Raw genomic sequence first — 23,283 nt, forward strand, 5'->3', positions numbered from 1 at the left:
GCAGGTTGAAGATTGATCAGGTCTTCAATCTGTTTTTCTTTGCACGGTTATCGTGCTTCCTTTTATTATAAATTCAACATCTTGAGTTTCCTCCATTTTCTTGAGCAGGTAACTAATATCATCGTAACGCTTCAAACGTCCCCCGAATTCCATGCGTTTCAAATCTTGATTCTGGTAAAAGACATTCAAATCATACCACCGGGAAAGCACCTCCATGATATTCTCCAGCGGTTCCCGCTTGAAATAATAATACCCGTCTTTCCAAGAAGTGTACACCTCGGTATCCACCGCACTCACCTCCGCCTTCCCGTTTTGCTTGTCATACACGAGTTGCATCCCGGGTCGTATCACTTGCTGCCCCGCTTTATACTTCACTTGCACGCTTCCTTCCACCAGCGTCGCGGCAACGGTTTCCCTCTCCGGGTAAGCGTTCACGTTGAACGCCGTCCCCAACACCCGCACGTCAATCTCACCCGCCTTCACGACAAAGGGACGGGCGGTATCTTTTGCCACCTCGAAATATCCTTCCCCGGTTAAAACGACTTCCCGCCGTTCCCCCGCAAACCGGACGGGATAACGTAACGAGGATCCCGCGTTCAAATAGACCTTGGAACCGTCCGCCAACTGCAAATTATATTCCCCGCCCCGGGGTACCCGAATCGTGTGGTACTCCATCTGCTCGTTCTTCTCTTCCGCACCATAAATCAGCGTACTCCCGTCGCTCATCACTCGCGGGTTCAAGCTATCGGCAGCAAGCACCACTTGGGTGGTGGAATCCAAATGAACCACCTCTCCCCTCGGCAAAACCAACTCCGCCCGCACACTCCCGGGCATGATCCTCGCGGTAGCCACCCATGCTGAAGTTCCCGTTTGCCGTTCTCCCGCGAGCATAAAATAAGCCGCCATCCCCATGAACAAGGCTATACCTGCCGCCACTGACAATTGCCGCATCAACCGGACTCTCCCCCGTTGTTTTCTCACAATCCGTTCCACTTGTTCAAAAACAACCGTATTCTTCCGCCGCTGATGCAATTTCGCACCGGAAGAGGCTATTTCCCGAATCTCCCGTTCAAAACGAGAATTTCGCCCGGAAGCCTTTTTCCAGTTTTCCAAGATTTGCCGATCCTCCGCGGAAATACGCTCCCCCGCAACAAGGTCTGCCAAAATCCGATCTATTTCATTTTCTTTCATACTCATTATTATGGGTCGTTTACTTATATATCACCACACTTTTCATTTAGGGTGAAAAGAAAATGAATTTTTTTTACCTTGCCGCAAAAAAATTAAAACACGTCCTCCACGAAGAAAAGCAAAATGGAAGAAAAAGATTCTTTATTCAAATGTTCCCGCAAAAACCGGAGGGCTATTTTCATTTGAGTTTTCACGGTATTCACACTGATCTGCAAGGCGTCCGCGATCTCTTGGTATTTCATATCGTCAAGAGCTGCCATCAAAAATATTTTCCGGCACTCGTCCGGCAAGCGATTTATCGTACGATACAACAACTCAATCTCTTGTCCCGCTTCCTCCTCCCGGAGAATACCGGGTAAAATATAATCATCAACGGAAGAATCATCGTGCATTTTATCCCGGCGATGTTTATCCCGGATATAATTAATCGTTCGAAACCTCACCGCCTGAAACATAAACCGGTCCAAATCCCCCTCAAAACTTTGCAATCGCCGGGAGAACCACAGGTGCACGAAACATTCTTGCACGATGTCTTCCGCTCCCTCCGCATCATGTACCATACGGTTGCAATACAATAAAAGAGGGTCGTAATAAACATCAAAAAGCAACTGCATCGCCACCTTCTCATCTCGTTTATACAATGACAATATTTTTTCACTACCCACCATGCCAATTCATGTTTAGTGCAAAATTAGCATATATTTTTATATTTCATTCAATATTGCCAGTATATCTAATGGAGATTCCACGATATGGCAAGCCCCATTTGCCAGCAATTCCTTGCGATCCCGGAAGCCCCAAGTCACACCGGCAGAAGTCACACCACTATTCACGGCTGTCTGCATATCCACCCCGGAATCACCCACGTAAAGCACTTCCTCTTTCCGGACGTCTGCCGCTTTTATAATATCATAGACAATCGTCGGATCGGGCTTGATAGGCACTCCCTCCCGTTGCCCGAACACGAAATCGAAAAGTCCTTCTCCAAAATACGCGGGGATAAGGGCTATGGTTGCTTCATGATATTTATTGGATGCCACGGCTAATAAAATACCTTGCCGTTTCAATTCCCCCAGCAACTCGGGAATCCCGGCATAAGGAGCCGTGAAATCCGCTTTATGCACGGCATAATACGCCACGAAATCCTCCTTAATCTTCATCACATTTTCCGGAGTCCGCACGGCGTCCGGCAAAGCCCGTTCAAGCAATTTATCAATCCCGTTCCCCACGAAATAGCGATAGGCAGGCAACTCGTGTTCCGGGTACCCGTGCCGGCGTAATGCATAATTCGTACTTGCCGCCAAATCTTCCAGCGAATTCAACAACGTCCCATCCAGATCAAAAATCACCAATTTTATCATATCCTTTCCATACTACTAACCAATGCGAAAATAACATTAAAAAAAAGAAATCGCTATATTTGTAACACTTAATGCCGCTATATTATGAAATCTACATTTATGAAAGTGCTTCGCGTACTGGTGCTTGGTGTCGTTATTATCTTGTACACAATCGGCTACCTCTTTAATGAACACACGTTGGTCAATTGGTCAACGCCCGTGCTAATATCTTTAATGATAGCCGTTCTCACTACCCCCTTCTATAAAATGTGGACATGGTTGACAGCGGAAGAAGATAAAATTCTCAATTTGCTTTGTCACGTGATTTGCGTGGGAGCTTTAAGCTATGCCTCGCTCCTCGCGGGCAACTATTACTGGGCTGACCCGGCATCCGAGAAACAAGAGGAGGTAGTCGTGCAGAATAAATACCAAAAAACACGCCAGAAAACACGGCGGATCGGCAGAGGCAGGTACGTGGCAGACGGGACACGTAAAGAATATTACCTGGAAGTGGTTTTCGCCGACGGGATGAAAAAAAACTTGCACGTATCCCTCTCGGCTTACAACAAAACCTCGGTAGGAAAAACAAAGGTACTGGCTTTGCAGAAAGGTTTCTTCGGACTTCCCGTAATAACAAAGGGATTGTAAAACCACCAAGTGTTATATTAGCACGCTCCCCTATGAACCTTACAAACTTTACGAACTTTATAGACCTTATGAACCAAGGGCTGTGTCGCAACACAGCCCTTTCTGCACGGGAGGAGAGGTTCGAACTCCCGACCCTCGGTTTTGGAGACCGATGCTCTACCAACTGAGCCACTCCCGTTTTTCGTGCTGCAAAATAAGGGAATTTTATCGAGAAAAACAACAGGGAGGGCAAATTAATGCTTATTTTTGTTTCCCAAAATAAGCAATATGACAAAAATTGTGGTAGGTCTTAGCGGAGGGGTAGACAGTTTCGTGACAGCCCTCCTGCTACAAGAACAAGGGTTTGAAGTAATTGGCGTCAATCTCAGGCTATGGGATTCCCCGGCATCCCTGGCACAAGAAAACGAATTGGATAATCTTTGCCACGCTACCGGGATAGAATTACTCCGGGTCGACGGCAGGGCTCTTTTCGCCCGTCAGGTTGTAGACCCATTCGTTAAAGGTTATCTTGCCGGAGTCACTCCCAACCCTTGTGCCATCTGTAACAGCTTTGTAAAATGGCATCTGTTACGCGTACTTGCAGATGATTTAAAAGTACATCATATCGCGACAGGGCATTATATCCGAATATCATCCTACAACCAGCATTATTACGTGCATAAAGGCATCGACCCGAACAAAGACCAATCCTACTTTCTATGGGGTATCCGGGAAGAGATTCTCGCCCGTACGATTACCCCGCTGGGTGATTACACGAAAGCACAGGTAAAAGAAATCGCCGGACAACATGGCTACACCCGGTTAGCCACCAAACGGGAAAGCATGAGTATCTGTTTCCTTGAAGGCGGGGATTATCGGGATTTCATCGCCCAGCAACCCGACACGGCATCCTGTTTCCAACCGGGAAAGATCATGGACGAAATGGGTAACATGATTGGCGAACACGATGGCATTGGGAATTACACGATAGGACAGAAAAGAGGCATCCCTTTAAAAAACGGCAAACCGCAATATGTAGCGAAAATCGATGCCCGTAACAATCAAATTATCGTGTGCGATAAATCCTCTCTCTACCGCACGGAATTTCTCGTGAAAGACTATCATTTCATCGATCCCCATGAGTTCCTAGCGACAGACATAGAAGTAAAAGTGCGCGGGCTGGGACTAAACCCGCAAGGCTACGCTCAAATTTTCACACACCCGGGCAACTTACTTCTCGTGCGCCTAGCCGAACCGGCATGGGCTGTTGCCCCGGGACAACCTGTGGCATTCTACCGGGGCGACAGGGTTATTGGAGGCGGAATCCTAAGCGAACAGTAAAATTAACAACTGTGCCGTCAACACCCGCAAAAACATCGTGAGCGGGTACACCGTGGCATAACTTACCGAAGGCGCATCATTCCCCGCAATCCCGTTAGAGTACGCCAAGGCGGGTGGATCTGTCATGCTTCCGGCTATCAATCCCGTCAAAGTAAAATAGTTGATCTTGTATATTCCCCGAGCCACGATTCCCATGATAATCAAAGGAACGATCGTGATAATAAAACCATAACCGATCCACGCGTAACCGCCTTGATTGATGATCGTTTCCACAAAACCTTCTCCCGCACGCAACCCCACACTGGCGAGGAATAAAGCGATTCCCACTTCACGCAGCATCAAATTTGCACTCATCGTGGTATAAGTCACCAGCCCATACTGGGGTCCGAAACGGCTAACCAAGATGGATACAATCAAAGGACCTCCCGCTAATCCCAACTTCACGGGTTGCGGAATTCCGGGGAACGTAAACGGAATACTTCCTAACACAATACCCAGGAATATACCCAAGAAAATCGGTACAAGGTTCGGTTCCCGCAAGCGCCGCAAAGAATTTCCCAATACTTTGGAAACATTAGCGACAGCGGCTTCCGGTCCTACCACGGTCAAACGGTCACCGATCTGTAATTGCAGGTTAGGTCTTGCCACCAAATCCACCCCCGCGCGGTTCACCCGTGTCACGTTCACCCCGAAGCAATTCCTTAACCTCATATCCCCGAGCATCTTTCCGTTCACCTCGGCTTTTGTAATCGAAATTCTTCTGGACACGAGCTGTTTATCCAGTTTCTCCCACTCGACCTCAACCCGTTCGCCCAAAAAAGCCGTAATCGCATCAATATCTTGCAAAGCTGCCACGACAAGCAACTTATCCCCCGCTTGTAAACAAGTTTCAGAAGAACCAATCTCAATCCGGTCATTCTCGTGGCAAACACGGGAAAACACGAACTTCCGGTTAATCAAACGGGTCACTTCCATCAAATCCTTACCAAACAATGCCGGATTCGTCACCCGCACGGAAAATTGTTGCGCTCCGCTCCCTTTATCTCCATCTTCCCGTTCGAGGGCTTCATTTTCATTCTCCATTTTCACCCGGAAAATAACACGCATCAACAAAATTGAACCAATGATTCCGACCACTCCCAAGGGATACGCGACGGCATATCCCAAAGCGATCGTGGGATCTTCCACGCCGGACGCATCCATATAAGCTTGTTGCGCGGCACCCAATCCCGGTGTATTGGTTACAGCCCCGGACAAAACACCTACCATTGTCGTGATCGGCAATCCGGTTACCACGTGAATAACATAAGTAGTTACCACCCCGAGCAACACGATCCCCGTCGCCAACATATTTAAAGTCATCCCTCCCTTCCTGAAAGAAGAAAAGAATCCCGGACCGACTTGCAACCCGACCGAATACACGAACAGGATCAACCCGAATTCTTGCATGAAATGCAGAATATGTCCATCCACCTGCATCCCCAAATGGCTGCAAATAATACCGACAAAAAGAATCCAGGTTATTCCCAACGAAACTCCCCAAACTTTTACCTTACCTAGCACGATTCCCAAAGCGATAACAATCGCAAACATCAACACGGAATGCGCAACACCTTGCCCAAAAAATAAACTTCCTAACCAAGACATACCAATTCAGTGATCACAAATTATTATTCCGACTGTTTTTTATCTATTGACCGGTGGAACACGATATCATCCCGGAACAACTTCCGGTACGTGATATACGTTTGGGACTGTTTTGCCCCAATGTAATCCATCAAATGCATCATCTGAGGATTAAAATCGCCCACCCAGCTCAAATCCAACCAGTCGTATGTTTTTTTACCTTGAATAATATTTTTATAAAAAGCATAAATCATAGCTGCCTCCACCCCTCTTCCCTGGTATTCCGCGGCAACACCGAAAATCAATCCTAAAGCCATACGCCCCCGCTTAAAATAACGGTAATACAAGAATTTCAGAAGCCCCACACCACTGATCTTTCCGTTCACATGCTTCACAATGTAATTCAATTCCGGTATCATAATAAAAAAGCCAATGGGTTCCCCCTTGTAATAAGCGAAATAAAGCAAATCCGGGTCCAACACGGGTTTCAACGTTTTAAACAACACATCGACTTGCTCCCTTTGCATATTCCCAACGCCATGCACATCCATATTCCAGGCTTTATTATAAATCGTGAGGAAAGAAGACTTCGCCTGCTCCGGTGTCATCTCACGGTAGGAAATAATTTGATAGTCACCGTTTTTCAGCAAGCGCTCCGATTTCCACACCACCACTTTGGAAAGGCTCTCTTCAACCAATCGCGTGCGATAAATATATTGCTTGAAATAATCACGGAACCCGTAATTCTCGAAGAAAGGCACGTAATACGAGTGCGTGTACGGCATTTGAAACACGGGAGGTTTGAATCCATCCACCAATAGCCCCCACCATTCGTTGCGCTCCCCAAAATTCTCGGGTCCTTCCATTGACTCCATACCTCTTTCTTCCAACCATGCGCGACAACGGTCGAACAGCATAAAAGCAGCCTCCTGATCGTTGATACATTCAAAAAAACCCATTCCCCCCACAGAGTAAGCATCTAAATGACAAATGTCCCGGTCAATAAACGATGCCACCCGCCCCACGCATTTTCCACTTTCCTCCCGAAGCAACCAGCGGGTGCATTCTCCATGCTTAAAGAAAGGATTCTTCTCTTTATCAAACACTTTCGTTATATCATTATCTAAAGGTCGCACCCAATTCTTGTCATCCTTATACAAGGATACCGGCAGAATCAAAAATTCTTTTGCTTGCTTCTCGTTCAATACCTCTTCAATAGTGTACTTCATATATTTATAGACTTACATTTTCTACCTTAACAGGCGGATGCACGTGCGCCCGCAAACTATAAATCCCCCGTCGAATCCACACCACAATCATTGCTAACACGATCCGGGGAAGTATCAACCAACCGACAGGCAATCCCATCACCATAAACAACAAGGGATCTTCCAGTTGCGAATGGGAAATTGCCAAATGATGATTTAACAAATCTGCTTCCTGATGTGCCAGCTTTCCTTCCTTCGCACATTCCAACATGATCGCTGAACCGTAGGCTAATCCGACCGTGTTGCCCACGAGCCACAGGAAAGCCACATCCGGGTTCAACCCGAACACCCGCATCAACGGTGATAACATCGAGGAAAGAATCTTCAACACCCCGAATTCTTCCAGCACCCGCTGCAATATCATCAACCCGGTAATCACCAGCACAATCTTCACGCACAACAATAAACTACTCTCTAACCAATGGACAAGAGTTTCACTCAAGTTCATCGCGACCACCGTTTCCGACAGCATCTTACCGCTCATCTCAGGCAATATCCAATTCAACACGATAGCTGCCACGAAACTTCCGGCAACACGCAGAAATATCATTCCCCGTGCCGACGACCCGGTCTTCTGCAAAACCAACGTCTCCACGATAAAATTATGCGAGATCAGGCACATCGTCGCCATAATCAGGCTCTCCCGCACGGAAAAATCCAGCGTGGCAAGCAAAGCGATCACCGTGTATATATTGGTAAATATACTAGTCACAAAAACCAACGCGGCGTCCCCCGGTAAACCGATCAACGTGAACAAAGGTGCCGCAAAAGAAGATATATAAGGCAGAATATCAAAATACGAAAGCAACGTCACGAAAAGAGAAACCGGCAACATGATTTTCAAAAACCATATCGACGTCTTCATCGCCACAGGCACGGCATTTCGCACACACTTCCAAAACCTCATAACAATTGAAAATTATCTCAGTTCGTCTGTCAATAAACGGATCTCCACCGTGGGGCTAATACGTTCGTACAAGATATTATACACGGCATTCGTAATCGGCATATGCACGTTGAATTGCTCATTGATCTCGTGAATACCTTTCACCCCGAAATACCCCTCGGCAATCATCAACATCTCCATTTGCGCAGACTTCACGGAATATCCTTTCCCGATCATCGTTCCAAAGGTACGATTCCGGCTGAACTGCGAATAGGAAGTCACGAGTAAATCGCCGAGATAAGCGGAAAACTTAATATCCCGTTGCATCGGATGCACCGTGTTCACGAACCGCTCCATCTCCTGAATAGCATTGGAAATCAATACCGCTTGGAAATTATCTCCGTAACGCAAGCCGTGGCAAATACCCGACGCGATAGCGAACACGTTTTTCAACACGGCACCGTATTCCGTCCCGTAAATATCATCGGAAATCGTCGTCTTCACGTAAAAACACTCGAATAATTGGGCTACCGACCGGGCAACCCGCAGATTCTGGCTGGCAAACGTGAGATAAGACAATCGTTCCAAGGCTATTTCTTCCGAGTGGCAAGGTCCGGAAATAATCACAATTTGTTCCAGAGGCACCTCGTATTGCTGGTGGAGGAACTCCCCGATCGTCAGATTCTCTTCCGGGATCAGCCCTTTAATAGCCGAAACCACCACCTTGTCTTTCAATGGAAGGTGCAACCTGGAAGTCACGACATTCTTCACGAATGCACTCGGGATGGCAAACACGATCACGTCGGAATTCATCACCAGCTTGTCCAAATCGTCCGTGAAAGAGATCCGATCCAAATCGAACTCCACCTCGCACAAGTACCTCGGATTGTGTTTTAATACTTTAAAGGCTTTAATTGATTCGATGTTTCGCATGAACCAATTAATATGTCCGTTATTCTCTGTCAGCATTTTTGCGATCGCGGTAGCCCAGCTACCTCCGCCCACGACACCAATCCGTAGTTTATTCTCAATTTCCATGATTAAACCAATTCTTTACTTCGTCTTGTGATAAAGTCTTTAAACCGAGTTTCATTTTCTTGTTCAACCCGCTTAACTCTTGATGCAGCTTATTCGGATTTTCCACGGCTTTCAACGCCTCAACGGTCTGAAATCCGGCTTTACGCACCACGTCCACCCATTCGGCAGGGATACCCAACTCCACGAACTTCTCGTCCGGGTCGTTCACGACTACCTTTTCCGGTTTCATCTGCGGAAATAACAACACATCCTGAATAGAAAGACTATTCGTCAGGAACATACACAAACGGTCGATTCCGATACCCATTCCGGAGGTCGGCGGCATTCCGTATTCCAACGCACGCACGAAATCGTAGTCAATAAACATCGCCTCGTCGTCCCCTCTTTCCTGGAGAGCCAACTGGTCTTTGAAGCGGTTCAACTGGTCGATCGGGTCATTCAATTCCGAATAGGCATTAGCCACCTCTTTCCCGTTCACGAACAACTCAAAACGTTCCGTCAACCCCGGATCGTTACGATGCATTTTAGTCAACGGGGACATCTCCACCGGGTAGTCATAAATAAACGTCGGTTGGATATAATGCGCTTCGCACTTCTCCCCGAATATCTCGTCAATCAATTTTCCTTTTCCCATCGTCTCGTCCACCTTCAAACCGATAGACAAGCAGAATTCCCGAATCTCTTCTTCACTCTTTCCGGTAATATCAAACCCAGTATATTCCATGATTGCCTCGGACATCTTCACTCGCTTGAACGGAGGCTTGAAATCCACCTCGTTCTCCCCGAAGGTTGCCTTCGTCGTTCCGTTCACAGCAATAGCGGCAGCCTCGATCATTCGCTCCGTGGAGTCCATCATCCACAAGTAATCCTTGTAAGGCACATACACCTCCATACAGGTAAATTCCGGGTTATGCGTCCTGTCCATACCCTCGTTACGGAAGTTACGGGAAAACTCGAACACTCCGTTAAATCCTCCCACGATCAGACGTTTCAAATACAGCTCGTTGGCAATTCTCAAATAGAACGGTATATCCAACGCATTATGGTGCGTGATAAAAGGACGCGCCGAAGCACCTCCCGGTATCGCTTGCAACACAGGGGTTTCCACTTCCAGGCATCCCATTTCCGTGTAGAACTGCCGGATAGCGTTAATCATTTTCGACCGCTTGATAAAAACATCTTTCACCTGCGGATTCACGATCAAATCCAGGTAACGTTGGCGATAGCGCAACTCGGGATCTGTAAAAGCGTCAAACACTTTACCGTCCTTCTCCTTCACGATCGGCAGGGGACGCAATGATTTCGACAACATGACTAATTCTTTCGCGTGCACGGAAATCTCACCCATGTTCGTGCGGAATACAAATCCTTTCACACCCACGATATCCCCGATATCCATCAATTTCTTGAACACAGTGTTGTACATCGTGCAAGCTTCATCCCGACTCACATCATCCCGACTCACGTAGACCTGAATCCTACCTTCGGCATCTTGTAATTCAAAAAATGAAGCCTTACCCATGATGCGCCTACTCATCATTCGCCCGGCAATTACAACCTCTTGTAATTCTTCCGGTGATTTCTCAAATTTATCAAGAATCTCTTTAGAAAGGTGAGTTACTTTAAATTCCGGTGCCGGATAGGCATTGATTCCCAAATTTTTCAACTCGTTCAAAGAGTTCCGGCGAATAATTTCCTGTTCGCTTAATTCTGCAAGACTCATTCTTATATGCTTTAAAAGGTTATTTTACTTCAAAAATTAATGTGCAAAGATAATAAATAAAGCGCAAAGAAGAAAGGAAAATGCGACCTTAAGCAGGTTTGTTAAAAAATCACTTTTCATTTTTAGCATCCCCGTTATAAAACTGAAACACAAACGCATAGATTAACACACCGGGAAGCTGTTAAAAAATATAATCTTGTTTCTTTTGAAATCCCGAGGAAATTCTGCTTCTTTGTAGCAGAATAGGAGAAAGCAATAATGAAGAAAAGATGGGTTATCAACACCCCACCCGAGTGGGCAAAAATTGACACATTAGCTAAAAACTTGAATTGCAGTTATGTCATTGCAAACCTGTTACTTCAACGGGGAGTGAATACTGCAGAAGAGGCTCATGCTTTCTTCAATCCAACCCTCAATATGCTGCACGATCCGTTCCTGATGAAGGATATGGACAAAGCAGTCACCCGGTTGGAAAAAGCGATCGGCAACGAGGAAAAAGTCATGATCTATGGCGATTATGACGTGGACGGGACGACAGCCGTTTCCTTACTTTACAAATACCTCAAGAACAAATGCGAGAATCCGGAATATTATATCCCAGACCGTTACACGGAAGGATATGGGGTTTCCATCCGGGCTATCGATTACGCGGCAGCAAACGGGATATCACTCATGATTGTCACCGACTGCGGGGTAAAAGCCGTGGAAAAAGTACGTTACGCCAAATCAAAAGGCGTGGATGTCATCATCTGTGACCACCACACGCCGGGAGATGAACTTCCCGAGGCTGTGGCAGTACTCGATCCGCAACGGAAAGATTGTAATTATCCTTACCGCTGGTTAAGCGGGTGCGGGGTTAGCTTCAAACTGGCACAAGCATACAGCCTGCGGCACAACCTCCCGATGTCCGACTTGTACAAGCTGCTCGACTTAGTTTGCGTCAGCATAGCCAGCGACATCGTGCCCATCACAGGTGAGAATCGCATCCTTGCCCATTTCGGGCTATTACAATTGAACCAGAATCCTAGCTTGGGACTGAAAACAATATTAAAATTCTCCGGCATCGACAAAGATCTAACTATCAACGACATCGTGTTCCGTATCGGACCAAAGATCAATGCGGCTGGTCGGGTTGAATCGGGGAATAAATCCGTGGAACTCCTGATCGCCGATGATATCGAGAAGGCTAGGGAAGTCGCGGGAAGTATCAACAATTTTAACGACCAACGCAAGAAACTCGATCACGACATTACCGAGGAAGCCTTGGAATATATTAACCAATCCCACTACGATCAAACCCAAAAGGCGACCGTACTCTACAACCCGAACTGGCACAAAGGCGTCATCGGGATCGTGGCTTCCCGGCTAACAGAATACTATTATCGCCCCACGGTAATTCTGACTGAATCAAACGGTTTGGCTACCGGCTCTGCCCGTTCCGTGGAAGGATTTGACTTGTATTACGCCATTTCGCAATGTAGCGAATTCCTTGAAAATTACGGGGGACACAAATACGCGGCGGGGTTGACGTTGAAACTGGAAAACATCGAACCTTTCAAGGCTAAATTCCAACGCATCGTGAGTGAAACGATCACGGAAGAGATGCTGACCCCTCAAATCAACATTGACGTCCAAATCAAGTTGAACGACATCACGGCAGACCTCTACGCCATGATTCAGAAGTTCGCCCCGTTCGGTCCGAACAACACAATTCCGGTATTCATGACCGATAACGTGACCAATTTCATGGGTTCGAAGCAAGTGGGCAAAAATAACGAACACCTCAAACTGGTAGTAGTCGATGACACACGCCTATGCAACGACCGGAGCGGCATCGCCTTCGGTATGGGTGAAGATTTCTCCCGTATCAGCAAAGGAGAATATTTCGATATATGCTACACCCTGCAAGAAAACGAATTCATGGGCAGGAGCGATATACAAATGATGATCCGTGACTTAAAATTCAAAGAAGAGGAGTAAAAATGCAATCTTTATCGTCCAAACTACTGGAAAAAGCGGTTGAACAATTTGCCTCCCTCCCGGGGATAGGGCGTAAAACAGCCTTACGCTACGTGTTGCATATGCTCCGGCAAAGCCCGGAAGACGTGAAGCAATTCACCGACAGCATTACTGCCCTAAAAGAATCCATCCGGGAATGCCGGCAATGCCACAACATCTCGGACGAAGATATTTGCGAACTTTGCTCCGATCCCAAACGGGACGCCCACACCATCTGTGTCGTGGAAAACATCAAAGACATCATGTCCCTTGAAGCCACGGGGCAGTACCGCGGGCTTTACCACGTCCTCGGGGGCATCATCTCGCCCATGGACGGCATCGGACCTTCCGACCTGCATATCACAAGCCTGTTGGAAAGGGTTGCCCATTCTGACGTGAAAGAAATCATCTTTGCCCTCCGTGCCACCATCGAAGGCGACACCACGGGATATTATATCTTCAAAAAACTTCCCCGCCGGGACGAACTACTGGTCAGCACCCTAGCCAAAGGCATCGCCGTCGGCAACGACCTCGAGTACACCGATGAACTCACGTTGGGACGCTCCATCGTGAACCGGGTAAAATTCGATTTGAACGGGTAAGATTAAAAATTACTCAAGAACCTTATCAATACTCGAATAATTCAATAACTTAATTTCACCCTTATCATTTTCCAAAGTTCCGGCATAAACTATAGCTTTCTTGACAATAGATTCTTTCACCAATGAATCAAACGATTTTAACACTCTTTCAAAATCGCTATTATAAGTCATGGCAGATTTAATCTCCACACCAACAAGTCCATCATTCCGTTTCATCAGCAAATCTACCTCTTTTTGATTGCTATCTCTATAGAAATACAAATTACTCTCTTTTCCCTCATTATAACGTTTTTTAAGAGCCTCCATCACCACAAAATTCTCGAAAATAGCCCCACGCATCTTATCTCTCGCCAACTGCTCTGCCGATTCGAGCCCTAACAAATAACAAGCAAGTCCAGTATCCATAAAATACAACTTAGGTGTCTTGATCAACCGTTTACGTGAATTCGCGAAATAAGGGGGCAACAACATCACGAGATAAGACGCCTGAAGTACGGATAACCATGAAGTGATTGTATTCGATGTCACCCCGACCTCGTTAGCTAATTCAGAAGCATTAAACAATGAACCAATCCGTCCCGCACAAAGTCTTACAAAAGTATGAAATTGCATCATATCTTTTATCTGCAACAAATCCCGAACATCTTTATCTAAATAAGTTTTCACGTATGAAGGATACAAGAATTTAGGAATATTACTTCCCGAATATATTGCCGGGTAAAAACCATCAAATAACAATTCATCCAAAGACTTCTCTTTTGACAACTGTTTTGTTTCCGAATAAGACATCGGTAATAATTCAAACACAGCCGTACGTCCGGCTAGTGATTGCGATACTTTTCTAAGCATTGCAAATTGAGAACTACCTGACAAAATAAACCTACGTTTAGGATGCTCGTCTACCATTCCCTGAATATACGAAAGTAAAACAGGAGCATTATGTACTTCATCCAAAATCATGCCATCAGGATGTTGATTTAAAAATGCAATAGGATCATTTATTGCAAAATCCCTGACATCTAAATTTTCCAAAGAATAATAAGGCAAATTGTCAAATAAGTTACATATAAGGGTTGTCTTACCGGACTGACGCGGTCCAGTAATGGTTATTACCGGAAAATAAGTTATTGCTTCCTTTATAACCGTTGCTAACTCTCTATTTATAAACCCTGTTTCCATCATTTATGCAATTTTGAAGTTGTATTGCAAAATTACATAAACCATCCAAATAAACCAAATATAATTCTATTCCTACCTTCTTTCCTCTTACTCCAACATACGAATAATTATACGCCTCTCAAAAACTACCATGACTACGCCACTATGATGGCTTCCACCACCGCTCCCGGAACTCTCGTTGCGTGTTTTACGAGGGATAAAATAAAGTTTACAAAGTCAATTACAATACAAATCACTGATTATCAATACAATCATCCACAATTTTGTAATATTTCAACCTTATGGAAAGTGGGTGTGTTTTGGCACACCCACTTTCCACGATAAACTCCCTCTAGTCCCCTATCACGATTTCCTCCTTATTTCCACCATCCCAATTACTTTCCGTCCCTCCAGGTCGGACAAAATCTTCTCGCTCACCGATCTCCACGTCCTCGGTATTCCCCGTTTGCCAATCTCCCGGAAATACCTCGATCGTTACATCGGTTTCCTTGATTTCAACCTTATCTTCCGGCAATTCCTCCGTCTTCCCGGTTTCATCTTTCGTTTCCACCTTATTCACGGTCGATTCGAGTTGCCCGTCGCCGGAAGCACTCTCTTTCACCTCCACGCTCATAGAAACCTCCGTGTCCGGTTTAGTTTCCGCGACGACATTCACCACTTGAGCCAAAACCACCTCTTGCGACTCGTCCCTCGCGATAATATTACATTGGATATTATTGTCCTTCCCGGCACTGCTACCTTCATTCACCACGGCAATATTCATCGTTACCGAATAATTCTTGTCTTCACTATCCGCACGAGCCAAGCCACCTTTCGTCATCGTCACGAACACGGTTCCCGGTTCCTTCCATTCCGTGTCGCCGAAAGCCAGCGTCGTTCCCACGTTAGGCACAAGCACCCCCGCCTCGGTGATTTTGCCCGAATAGTCGGTCACCTGCACTTTCGTCGTCGAGAGCGTCCGCTTCACGGTAAGCTCCACCTTCGTGTCCTCGCCCCCCACGGTCAACGTGTTTTTGGCAAAAAGCACGTTCCCCAACGGGGTGAAATTAGCGGCACCGTCTTTCCGTGTCAACTGGATCTTCATATCGGCAAGTGCCGTGCCCTCCGTGTTACCCGAGATATTCGCATCATCGGGCACATTCCCGACAAAAGCCACCGTGTAACTCCCTTCGTCCATCTCCACGCTCTTGATTTCCGCCACGGAATTATACTTATAACTGTTTTTTAATTTTCCCGACTGGTCGAACACGAACAAACGCACGTGCGAAATAATCCCCTTCAAACCGGCATCATCCAAACTATTAATACCGCTCTTCAGTGCAAACTCCACCTTTGCAGGTCCTCCTTCCGGGGTATCCGGCACATCTGGTTTATCCGGTCCATCACTTCCCCCGGAACCGCCACAACCGCAAAAACCAAGCGCCAGCGATAACACCATAAATATATAGATAAACTTTTTCATGTATCCACTCTTTAATAGTTACTAATCAAACATCACCTACTCATTCTGGCGTCCCGTTAGCACAACGGTTTGTTCTCTGCCCGTTATATCTGAAAACAAATGCACCTCGATTGTACACGAACTACCTCCCTGCATATCAAGTTGCGCTCTCACTGTCTTATTCCCTCTCCCGTAACAATCATCAAAATTCAACAACACGCTTGACACGTCTCCATCGAGCACATTCCAGTCTATATGCCAATTCGAGTTGGAAGATACATTTAAGTCAAACCACTCACCAGATGCCACCGAATCTTTTGCCACGTTCAACTCAAGACGTTCTTCCAATGCGGCACTTTGTTCAACATTAACCCTCATAGAATGACGTCGCCCAACTTCTACAATAACACCTCCATCACGACTCTCGCCATAAAAAGCCTCCCTCACTTTCACTCGCAACGTAGCATCCCCTGTCCCGGTCAATACATGATCTGCATTGTAACAAACAGAATCACCCTTTATATTTGTTCCTTCCGCCGTCACGCACAAGAAATCAGGATTCCAACACTGCGCACCACAGGTCCACTCTCCATTTGTTTTCACCTCGACAATATACTCTCCCCCTTCTTCATCAGCTTGAATATAGGAAGTTGACAACGACAAGGTCAATCCATCCGGATTGAAATTTTCCGACCCCTCTGTGTAAACATACAATTCGCTATTATTATACCTTTCCAACAAAACGGGAGGTAACTTCCCTGACAAATCTGGATTACCCGGTACATCAAGATCACGCAAATTCACCAACCCGTCAAAAGACTCCGGAATAGAAGTAATTCCGCAATTAAACAACGTCAAATATTTCAACGAACTCATTCCTCCCAACCAAGAGGGAAGCCCACTTTTTCCGAAAGCAGGAGAACTAATCATCAAATCAGTCAAATTTAAATTTTTTATCAACTCAACATCCGCAGGTACCAGCGTAGAGTTCACCAGTGACAAATCTTTCAAAACACTCCATTTACTTATCGAAATTGGCACTTGGATATGGCTAAAACCATAAAGCCCAAACTCACGCAGAGAACCGCCAGGCAAATTCCACAACCCGCTCGGGATTTCGCAATTCGCCCCACCGACAAGATACAACGCCTTCAATTCCGTCAATTTATCAAAACTCATCTCGATCGACGAAATACTCGACTCCGAAATCTTCGGCAAAGTCATATCAACCTCATCAGCCTCATCGTCATAACCCGTAACTGTGATAATCAACTCTTGCAATTGCGTCAAATTCCCGATATGGGCTGGAACATGAGTCAACGTCTTGCTAGCCACCTCCAAATATTTCAATCCTGCAGGCAATTCAGGAAGCATAGTACTATTCACGGCAACAGTCAACTCCTCTAAATCAGACATATCTTTTATAAAAGCGGGAATTTCCGCCAACACGCCAAATTCGGCTTCTTCATCCCAAATATTAAAATACTTTAAGGCAGTCAAATTCTTAAACGATTCCGGTACGCTCCAAACAATTTCCATCTCTCGTGCTACTGTCACTGATTTCACAACTGTTCCAGAAGCAACTTTCGCCGAACGGCTCCGGTCATAATCATTCTCGTAATCATCCAAATTGGAATAACCGATCCCGACAACACGCCCTTCGGCATTCAACTCTACCCCATACCACAAATTAATATTATCTCCTCGCCACTCCCTAGACACATCAACTCCAGCAGCAGTCATCACCTCCCGCAACTCCAGCAAAGCAGCCTTGTCACTCTCCGCAACCTCAAGCATCGAGGGCAAAACCACATTCACGATTCCCGTGGTATCGATCACTACATTTTTCACCGGAGCGGGTAAAACATACAAACGGTTCCACTCCGCGTCTACTACATCAATATTCTGAACCGTGAAATTTCCACACTCCTGCCCCCCAAAAGAAGATAGGACAAGAGTATCCCCAAAAAACTCAAGTTTCTCCCATTCATCCCCTTTTCTTCCTCGAATACCAAAAATCTGACCTTTTTCAGACATAAAACTGACAGAAACCTCCTGTATTTGATCCAAATCCTCGAACATGCCTCCCGTCGCCAATCTCACCGTCCATCCATCGACATAGAATTTTTCATTCGCGATAAGATCCTCACTTTCCGAACCTCCCCATTCTTCCACGCTCATCTCGATCTCCACGTCAAAAATATCACCAGTGACATTCACTTTCACGTTAATCGTGTGAATTTTATTCGCTTCTACCTTATTCTTCAACTCGGACACGTGTGTTTCGGGCACACCGTTCTTCACGACCACAAACTCCAAACGAGCCAAAGAATCGACACACGTGGGAAACGCTACCGCTTGCCCCTGCATCAATTCTCCGTTCTTGCTCATCGGTACCACCAACCGTGCTTTCGTGTCCCCGGGAGTCCCGTTGAAATTCACGGATTTCGGGGAACCTAACAAAGTTACGCTTTGTAACTCCACGCCGGCTTTCACCCCACTCACGTTTACATCCAGACGCCCCACCATACGGTTCAGCGCGGCATCACTCACCTTGTCCTCTCCCACCGTGATTTTATCCACGCCGGAAAAAATACTGCCGGGCATCACCACCTCGCCGTTTCCATCCGTTTGTAACGCGACAACAACATCATCCAACGAAGCTCCTTCCGACAACCCGCTGATCTGTTCCCGCCCCACGTTGGAAAGATAAGCAAACGTGTAGGTTCCCAAAGGCAATTTCACCGGAGCCACGTCCGCCAACCCGGCAAACTCTTTCTGTTGCGAGAAACTGCCGTCCTCGTTAAAAATCAACAAATGTAACGTTTCGACCTCCTTGCTCAACGCCTCTGCTGACAAACCGGCAGCCCTGCCGCTAAAAGTCAATGCAACTTCCTTTCCCGGGACGTTGCCTTCCAACTGATCTTCCCGGCAGCCCGTGAAAAACACGGCAGCCAATACAACAAGCGTATATAATATCCTTTTCATCTCTTTTGCTTTTAAATTTACAAATCCGAAACCGTTTCCTCGCAAATCACCGTATTCACGGCTTCCAGCGACCGAGCTTGGGCAGTAGCCTTATTCAAAGTCAGATTCAATTCCAACTTCTTATTCCGTTGTATACAATTCTTCGCCTCAAACCCGAACCTATATTCATTCCAGTTCTCGTCCCAAGCAATAATTTCCCCGAATACCGCTTTTTTAGTCGGGAACAAATAAAAACTTTCACCCACCTCCAAATCTGAAGAGTACATTTCCGGCATCAAAGAATAATCACCCAATAAAATGGGTTCTACCTCATAATAACACTGCATATCCAACCTCACGTCCATCCTAACAAACTCCGACGGGTTCACCACGTTCACTTTCAACTCTCCAACCAAACGCAACATCTCCACGGTCATTTTCTCGCTCGCCCCGTCAACCTTAATAAGACCTCCGAAAAGCTCGGGTAAACGACCGCCATTTCGCCAACGAAATTGAATGTCTTTGGGCGCATATGAATTAATAAACAATTCACATTCATCCTCTTCCATCACGTTCCCCAGTACAAGAAACGTGTGCTCACCCGGTTGTAAATCCTGGTAAACAATCTCCTCTCCTGCCTCGAAATAGTTCATTTCAAAGCTACCTCCCACGGGACCCCCCGTAAGTTCACACACGGCAGCAGGCATGCCCGTGATAATCATACTATCAACAGACCGCACTCCTAGCGCCAACCGACTCCCGGAAACCTCCGGTTGCCCTTCTTCATTTCCCCGGGAACAAGCCCCCAAGAGGAATAAACACAAAATTGCAACTAGAACTTTTCTCATAATTTTACGATTAAATTTAAATTTATAATTTACACAATATCAATCACTTAACAAATAAGCTAACAAACAAAAAACACTCATTTACCGTAGTCGATCACCTCTCCCTCACGCTATCAAAAAAAGATCGTTTAATGATCGTTCGACTTGTAACAATCGACTCTTGTCGACAAAATCACAACTACCTGATTGTGAATTTTGAAAATAGAACCGGAAGCATTTACAAATAACAAAAAAAGTCATATATTTGCACATTATTAAACGATCTTTATTTGATTCTCAATAAAATAGCGGGTGTGTCATTGACACACCCGCTAACCTATAAAATTATAAGGTCATAAAATTCATAAAATCAAATGAATGCCGCCCAGCCCGACCTCACGAACCTTATAAACTTTTTATAACCTTTCTATCAACTGTTCCAATTGCATTTTCAATTTCGGGTCAGAAGGTCGCTTGGCATAAGCATCCACAATCTTACCCTCTTTATCAATAACAACAACCCGGGGAACCCCACGGATCAGGTAACTCTTCGCCAGAGCCGATTTAAAACCGTCCGGCACATTCAAATGATACTCATTCCCCTTCTTATCCTTCACCATTTGCCTCCAAGTCGCTAACAATTCGTTCCCAGAGTCCAAAGACATCGCGACAAACACGATAGGCTGCCCCTCCAACTCATCCGCCAATTTCTCCATGTAAGGCATCTCGGCACGACAAGGCACACACCCCGTGAACCAAAAATCCAACACCTGCACTTTCCCTTTAAAATCGGCAGAAGAATACTCCTTCCCGTTCACGTCCACAGCCTTAAACTCCGGCGCAGACATCCCCCGCACAATCATTTGATTCGCTTCCAGTGCCTCCCGGTAGCGGGCTTCAATCCTCGGCAATTGGGCAATTGCCACCGAATCGGTTATCAATCGCCGCACACTCATCACATAAGCGGGAAACTGATCCGAATACCCCTTTTGCAGCGTCAAATCCAACAAATTCACCAGGAACAAGGAACGCACCTTCTCGTCCTCAATCCGTTTCCCGTAAACCTCCATAAAATGCTCCAACGACACCTCCAACATCCCCTCCTTTTCCATTCGCTCGAAAGCACCCACCATCACTTGAAACCATTTCGGCACCCGGGTAATCTGTGGATCATCAAACTTCAAATCCTTCAAAAAATCATAATAATCATCCGGCAACCGCACGGTCCTGTTCATAAACATAGCCATTAATGCCGGTCCCTCCAGCAATTGCTTGTAAACCCCGAACCTATACTTCAACTCCTGTAACTGAATAAACTCCCGCGGCAACCCGGACTCCCGCAACTTACCTATCATGCGCTCCAATCCCTGCCAATTCGCACTCACCCACTCGGCAGAATACTTCTCCACCCCTTCCTCGGCTTCCCCAACAAAAGGATTCTCCGCCAAAAAAGCATTCTCCGCCGCGTGGTCACCTTTAAAAAACACCCCGTCCTCGTTCTCCACGATCTCCACTCGCGAACCGGGAGTCAGGTACACGGAATAAAAAAACTGTTTCGTACTCACGTACCGGTAATACCCCGGTTCCTTCAACTCAATCTTCAACACGAGATTTCCCAAGGAATCCGGCACCACCTTCTCGTATCCATCCTTCTCCTCCGGCTGGAAATAAATATCCCCGCCTACCGATTTCGAGAACGTCACGCTCGTTCCCCGGGTATTCTCTTTTTGACAACTGGTTCCGGCAAAAGCCAGAACCAGTAACACAAACAACACTTTCACACCACAACTCATAAAGTAGTATTTTGAATTAAATCACTTGTTTCCATAGCATTTTTCGGGAAAGGCCATATCAACAACGGAGAATTCGGCTTCAACGTATAGGTCTTTATCGTCGTTTCCCCCGTGGTGGCATTTTTCATCACGTACTCTTTCGTCAACGTTTCGTTAAATTCCGCGCAAAAACGACGCATATCAAAGAACCCGTTGGAAGTAAGCAACAACTCCCGTTTCCGTTCATCCCGAATCAACCGGAATGCCTCCTTGGCATCCGCAGCCTCCGAAGCCTTGTATCCCGCAGGCAAGAATCTCATCTTCCTCAACTCGTCCAAATAGAACAACGCATTCGTCTTGTCATCCTTCCGGGCATAACACTCCGCCACCATTAAATACACCTCGGACAAACGGATTCCACCGCAATTCCAATTGACTTTCGAGCACATGATCGACATCGCGTCTATTTCCGCCGTCTTGGGCTTTGAACCAGACACACACATCACATAACGCAAATCATTCGACTTGTCATACAGATCGACTAACGGCTTACGAATCATAGAAGGCACAGGATCAAATTGATTCAACCCGAACTGGTACAATAAATTCTCCGGGTCGTCAATATTCTTATATACACTCGTCATAAACATCGAAGGCATCATGCCAAGCAAAGGATTCTCCGCCACCAATTCCGCGTACAGAGCGGGCATATCCCACAACTTGTGATAATCCGATTTCAACGCCTCCAACCCGGCTGCCAGCGCCTCGTCGATCTCCCTCTTGAACAAATGCACCTTGGCTTTCAAGGCATACCCGAAATACTTGTCCGGCAGGAAAGCATTCTTCGCGCGCTCCGGCAAATCGGGCAATGCCTCCATAATATCACGTTCAATGACCTCGTACACCTGAGCCACCGTGTGCTGTTTGCTCTTCGCTTCCAGGTTCAACTCCTCGTGAATAATAATCCCGTTGTCAGTAGCCGCCGTATTCTTGTCATAGAACTTGGCAAACTTGTTCACCAGGAAAAAATAATTATACGCCCGCATGATTTTCGCCTGCGCCTTCCCCGTCACTTTATCCTCCGCATTGCCCTCCGAATCATCGATATTCGATATAACCACGTTATATCGCATGATACGTTTATAACACGCGTCATACAACTCGTCCGTTTCCATGTAATCCGCCCGATTTTTGGTTTCATCCCAAAAGAAACCGATAGCAGACAGCGGGTCTTGGTAAGCCTCCAACGCGGGCATATTAGTACCACCTATCTCATTCGCCATGTACCAGAGATTCCCCAAGTCATAATTCGGGCTCACCTCTTCCAGCAGACCGAGATAATCATCCGTGGAATTCAACACGGACTGTCCTTTAGGCACTATATCCAAATAATTGTCACATGCAGCAAACAGCATGGTCAAACACAAACAGCCTATCGCGATATATCTTTTCATATT

The 23,283-nt window shown here is 46.2% G+C and carries 18 protein-coding genes and 1 tRNA gene; 4 read left to right on the forward strand and 15 right to left on the reverse strand.

Translation table 11 applies throughout. The features are described 5' to 3' along the window. Positions 1-24 precede the first annotated feature (24 nt). The 3 genes from BN8899_RS02630 to BN8899_RS02640 form a co-directional block, all read right to left on the reverse strand. Positions 25-1,197, reverse strand: a complete 1,173-nt coding sequence (locus tag BN8899_RS02630; protein ID WP_082986875.1) for a FecR family protein — start codon at positions 1,195-1,197, stop codon at positions 25-27. Between the two features lie 86 nt (positions 1,198-1,283). Next, positions 1,284-1,859 carry an RNA polymerase sigma-70 factor gene (locus BN8899_RS02635; RefSeq protein WP_065218191.1) on the reverse strand — a complete coding sequence of 192 codons (576 nt, stop codon included), beginning with the start codon at positions 1,857-1,859 and terminating at the stop codon, positions 1,284-1,286. 36 nt (positions 1,860-1,895) lie between these two features. Continuing rightward, the gene (locus tag BN8899_RS02640) at positions 1,896-2,552 is read right to left on the reverse strand and encodes an HAD family hydrolase (protein WP_065218192.1); all 657 of its coding nucleotides are present in this window, start codon (positions 2,550-2,552) and stop codon (positions 1,896-1,898) included. 84 nt (positions 2,553-2,636) lie between these two features. Here BN8899_RS02640 and BN8899_RS02645 point away from each other — a divergent pair, with 84 nt between their 5' ends. Further along, on the forward strand, positions 2,637-3,179 hold the full coding sequence (locus BN8899_RS02645; RefSeq protein WP_065218193.1) for a hypothetical protein: 543 nt from the start codon (positions 2,637-2,639) through the stop codon (positions 3,177-3,179). Positions 3,180-3,284: 105 nt separating this feature from the next. Here BN8899_RS02645 and BN8899_RS02650 read toward each other — a convergent pair. Further along, a tRNA-Trp gene (locus BN8899_RS02650) sits at positions 3,285-3,357 on the reverse strand. Positions 3,358-3,446: 89 nt separating this feature from the next. On the opposite strand from BN8899_RS02650, the gene mnmA reads away from it, so the two are divergent. Further along, positions 3,447-4,499, forward strand: coding sequence for a tRNA 2-thiouridine(34) synthase MnmA (gene mnmA, locus BN8899_RS02655; RefSeq protein ID WP_065218194.1), 1,053 nt, complete (start codon positions 3,447-3,449; stop codon positions 4,497-4,499). On the opposite strand, the gene BN8899_RS02660 is transcribed toward mnmA, so the two are convergent. From BN8899_RS02660 to lysS, 5 genes are read right to left on the reverse strand one after another with little or no spacing between them, the layout of a single operon-like run. Next, complete coding sequence (locus BN8899_RS02660) at positions 4,485-6,146, reverse strand: putative transporter (RefSeq protein ID WP_065218195.1); 1,662 nt, start codon at positions 6,144-6,146, stop codon at positions 4,485-4,487. The two genes, mnmA and BN8899_RS02660, sit on opposite strands and share 15 nt — an antisense overlap. A 23-nt stretch (positions 6,147-6,169) precedes the next feature. Continuing rightward, the gene (locus BN8899_RS02665; RefSeq protein WP_065218196.1) at positions 6,170-7,354 is read right to left on the reverse strand and encodes a hypothetical protein; all 1,185 of its coding nucleotides are present in this window, start codon (positions 7,352-7,354) and stop codon (positions 6,170-6,172) included. Positions 7,355-7,358: 4 nt separating this feature from the next. After that, the gene (locus BN8899_RS02670; RefSeq protein WP_065218197.1) at positions 7,359-8,300 is read right to left on the reverse strand and encodes a nucleoside recognition domain-containing protein; all 942 of its coding nucleotides are present in this window, start codon (positions 8,298-8,300) and stop codon (positions 7,359-7,361) included. Between the two features lie 12 nt (positions 8,301-8,312). Then, positions 8,313-9,317, reverse strand: coding sequence for an NAD(P)H-dependent glycerol-3-phosphate dehydrogenase (locus BN8899_RS02675; protein WP_065218198.1), 1,005 nt, complete (start codon positions 9,315-9,317; stop codon positions 8,313-8,315). Then, positions 9,307-11,040 (reverse strand): lysine--tRNA ligase, encoded by a 1,734-nt coding sequence (gene lysS, locus BN8899_RS02680; protein ID WP_065218199.1) that lies wholly within the window; start codon positions 11,038-11,040, stop codon positions 9,307-9,309. Before lysS ends, BN8899_RS02675 begins: the two co-directional genes overlap by 11 nt. 258 nt (positions 11,041-11,298) lie before the next feature. Between lysS and recJ the strand changes: the two genes are divergently transcribed. Both recJ and recR read left to right on the forward strand, forming a co-directional pair. Next, positions 11,299-13,020, forward strand: coding sequence for a single-stranded-DNA-specific exonuclease RecJ (gene recJ, locus BN8899_RS02685; RefSeq protein ID WP_065218200.1), 1,722 nt, complete (start codon positions 11,299-11,301; stop codon positions 13,018-13,020). Between the two features lie 2 nt (positions 13,021-13,022). Further along, the gene (recR, locus tag BN8899_RS02690; RefSeq protein WP_018338419.1) at positions 13,023-13,640 is read left to right on the forward strand and encodes a recombination mediator RecR; all 618 of its coding nucleotides are present in this window, start codon (positions 13,023-13,025) and stop codon (positions 13,638-13,640) included. A gap of 9 nt (positions 13,641-13,649) precedes the next feature. On the opposite strand, the gene BN8899_RS02695 is transcribed toward recR, so the two are convergent. The 6 genes from BN8899_RS02695 to BN8899_RS02720 all read right to left on the reverse strand — a co-directional run bounded on the left by BN8899_RS02695 (position 13,650) and on the right by BN8899_RS02720 (position 23,280). Further along, positions 13,650-14,822: an ATP-binding protein gene (locus BN8899_RS02695; RefSeq protein WP_231932248.1), complete on the reverse strand. Its 1,173-nt coding sequence runs from the start codon at positions 14,820-14,822 to the stop codon at positions 13,650-13,652. 328 nt (positions 14,823-15,150) lie between these two features. Continuing rightward, positions 15,151-16,281 carry a FimB/Mfa2 family fimbrial subunit gene (locus BN8899_RS02700; RefSeq protein WP_065218201.1) on the reverse strand — a complete coding sequence of 377 codons (1,131 nt, stop codon included), beginning with the start codon at positions 16,279-16,281 and terminating at the stop codon, positions 15,151-15,153. Positions 16,282-16,317: 36 nt separating this feature from the next. Then, positions 16,318-19,248 carry a FimB/Mfa2 family fimbrial subunit gene (locus tag BN8899_RS02705; RefSeq protein ID WP_065218202.1) on the reverse strand — a complete coding sequence of 977 codons (2,931 nt, stop codon included), beginning with the start codon at positions 19,246-19,248 and terminating at the stop codon, positions 16,318-16,320. Positions 19,249-19,265: 17 nt separating this feature from the next. After that, positions 19,266-20,075, reverse strand: a complete 810-nt coding sequence (locus tag BN8899_RS02710) for a hypothetical protein (RefSeq protein WP_065218203.1) — start codon at positions 20,073-20,075, stop codon at positions 19,266-19,268. 395 nt (positions 20,076-20,470) lie between these two features. Next, the gene (locus BN8899_RS02715; protein WP_065218204.1) at positions 20,471-21,847 is read right to left on the reverse strand and encodes a TlpA family protein disulfide reductase; all 1,377 of its coding nucleotides are present in this window, start codon (positions 21,845-21,847) and stop codon (positions 20,471-20,473) included. Further along, positions 21,844-23,280 carry a RagB/SusD family nutrient uptake outer membrane protein gene (locus BN8899_RS02720; RefSeq protein WP_065218205.1) on the reverse strand — a complete coding sequence of 479 codons (1,437 nt, stop codon included), beginning with the start codon at positions 23,278-23,280 and terminating at the stop codon, positions 21,844-21,846. The genes BN8899_RS02715 and BN8899_RS02720 overlap by 4 nt, the downstream gene beginning before the upstream one ends. Between the last annotated feature and the right edge of the window lie 3 nt (positions 23,281-23,283).

Origin of the sequence: Butyricimonas sp. Marseille-P2440, from assembly GCF_900091675.1 — a bacterium.
In the GTDB taxonomy this organism is placed as follows: Bacteria; Bacteroidota; Bacteroidia; order Bacteroidales; family Marinifilaceae; genus Butyricimonas; species Butyricimonas synergistica.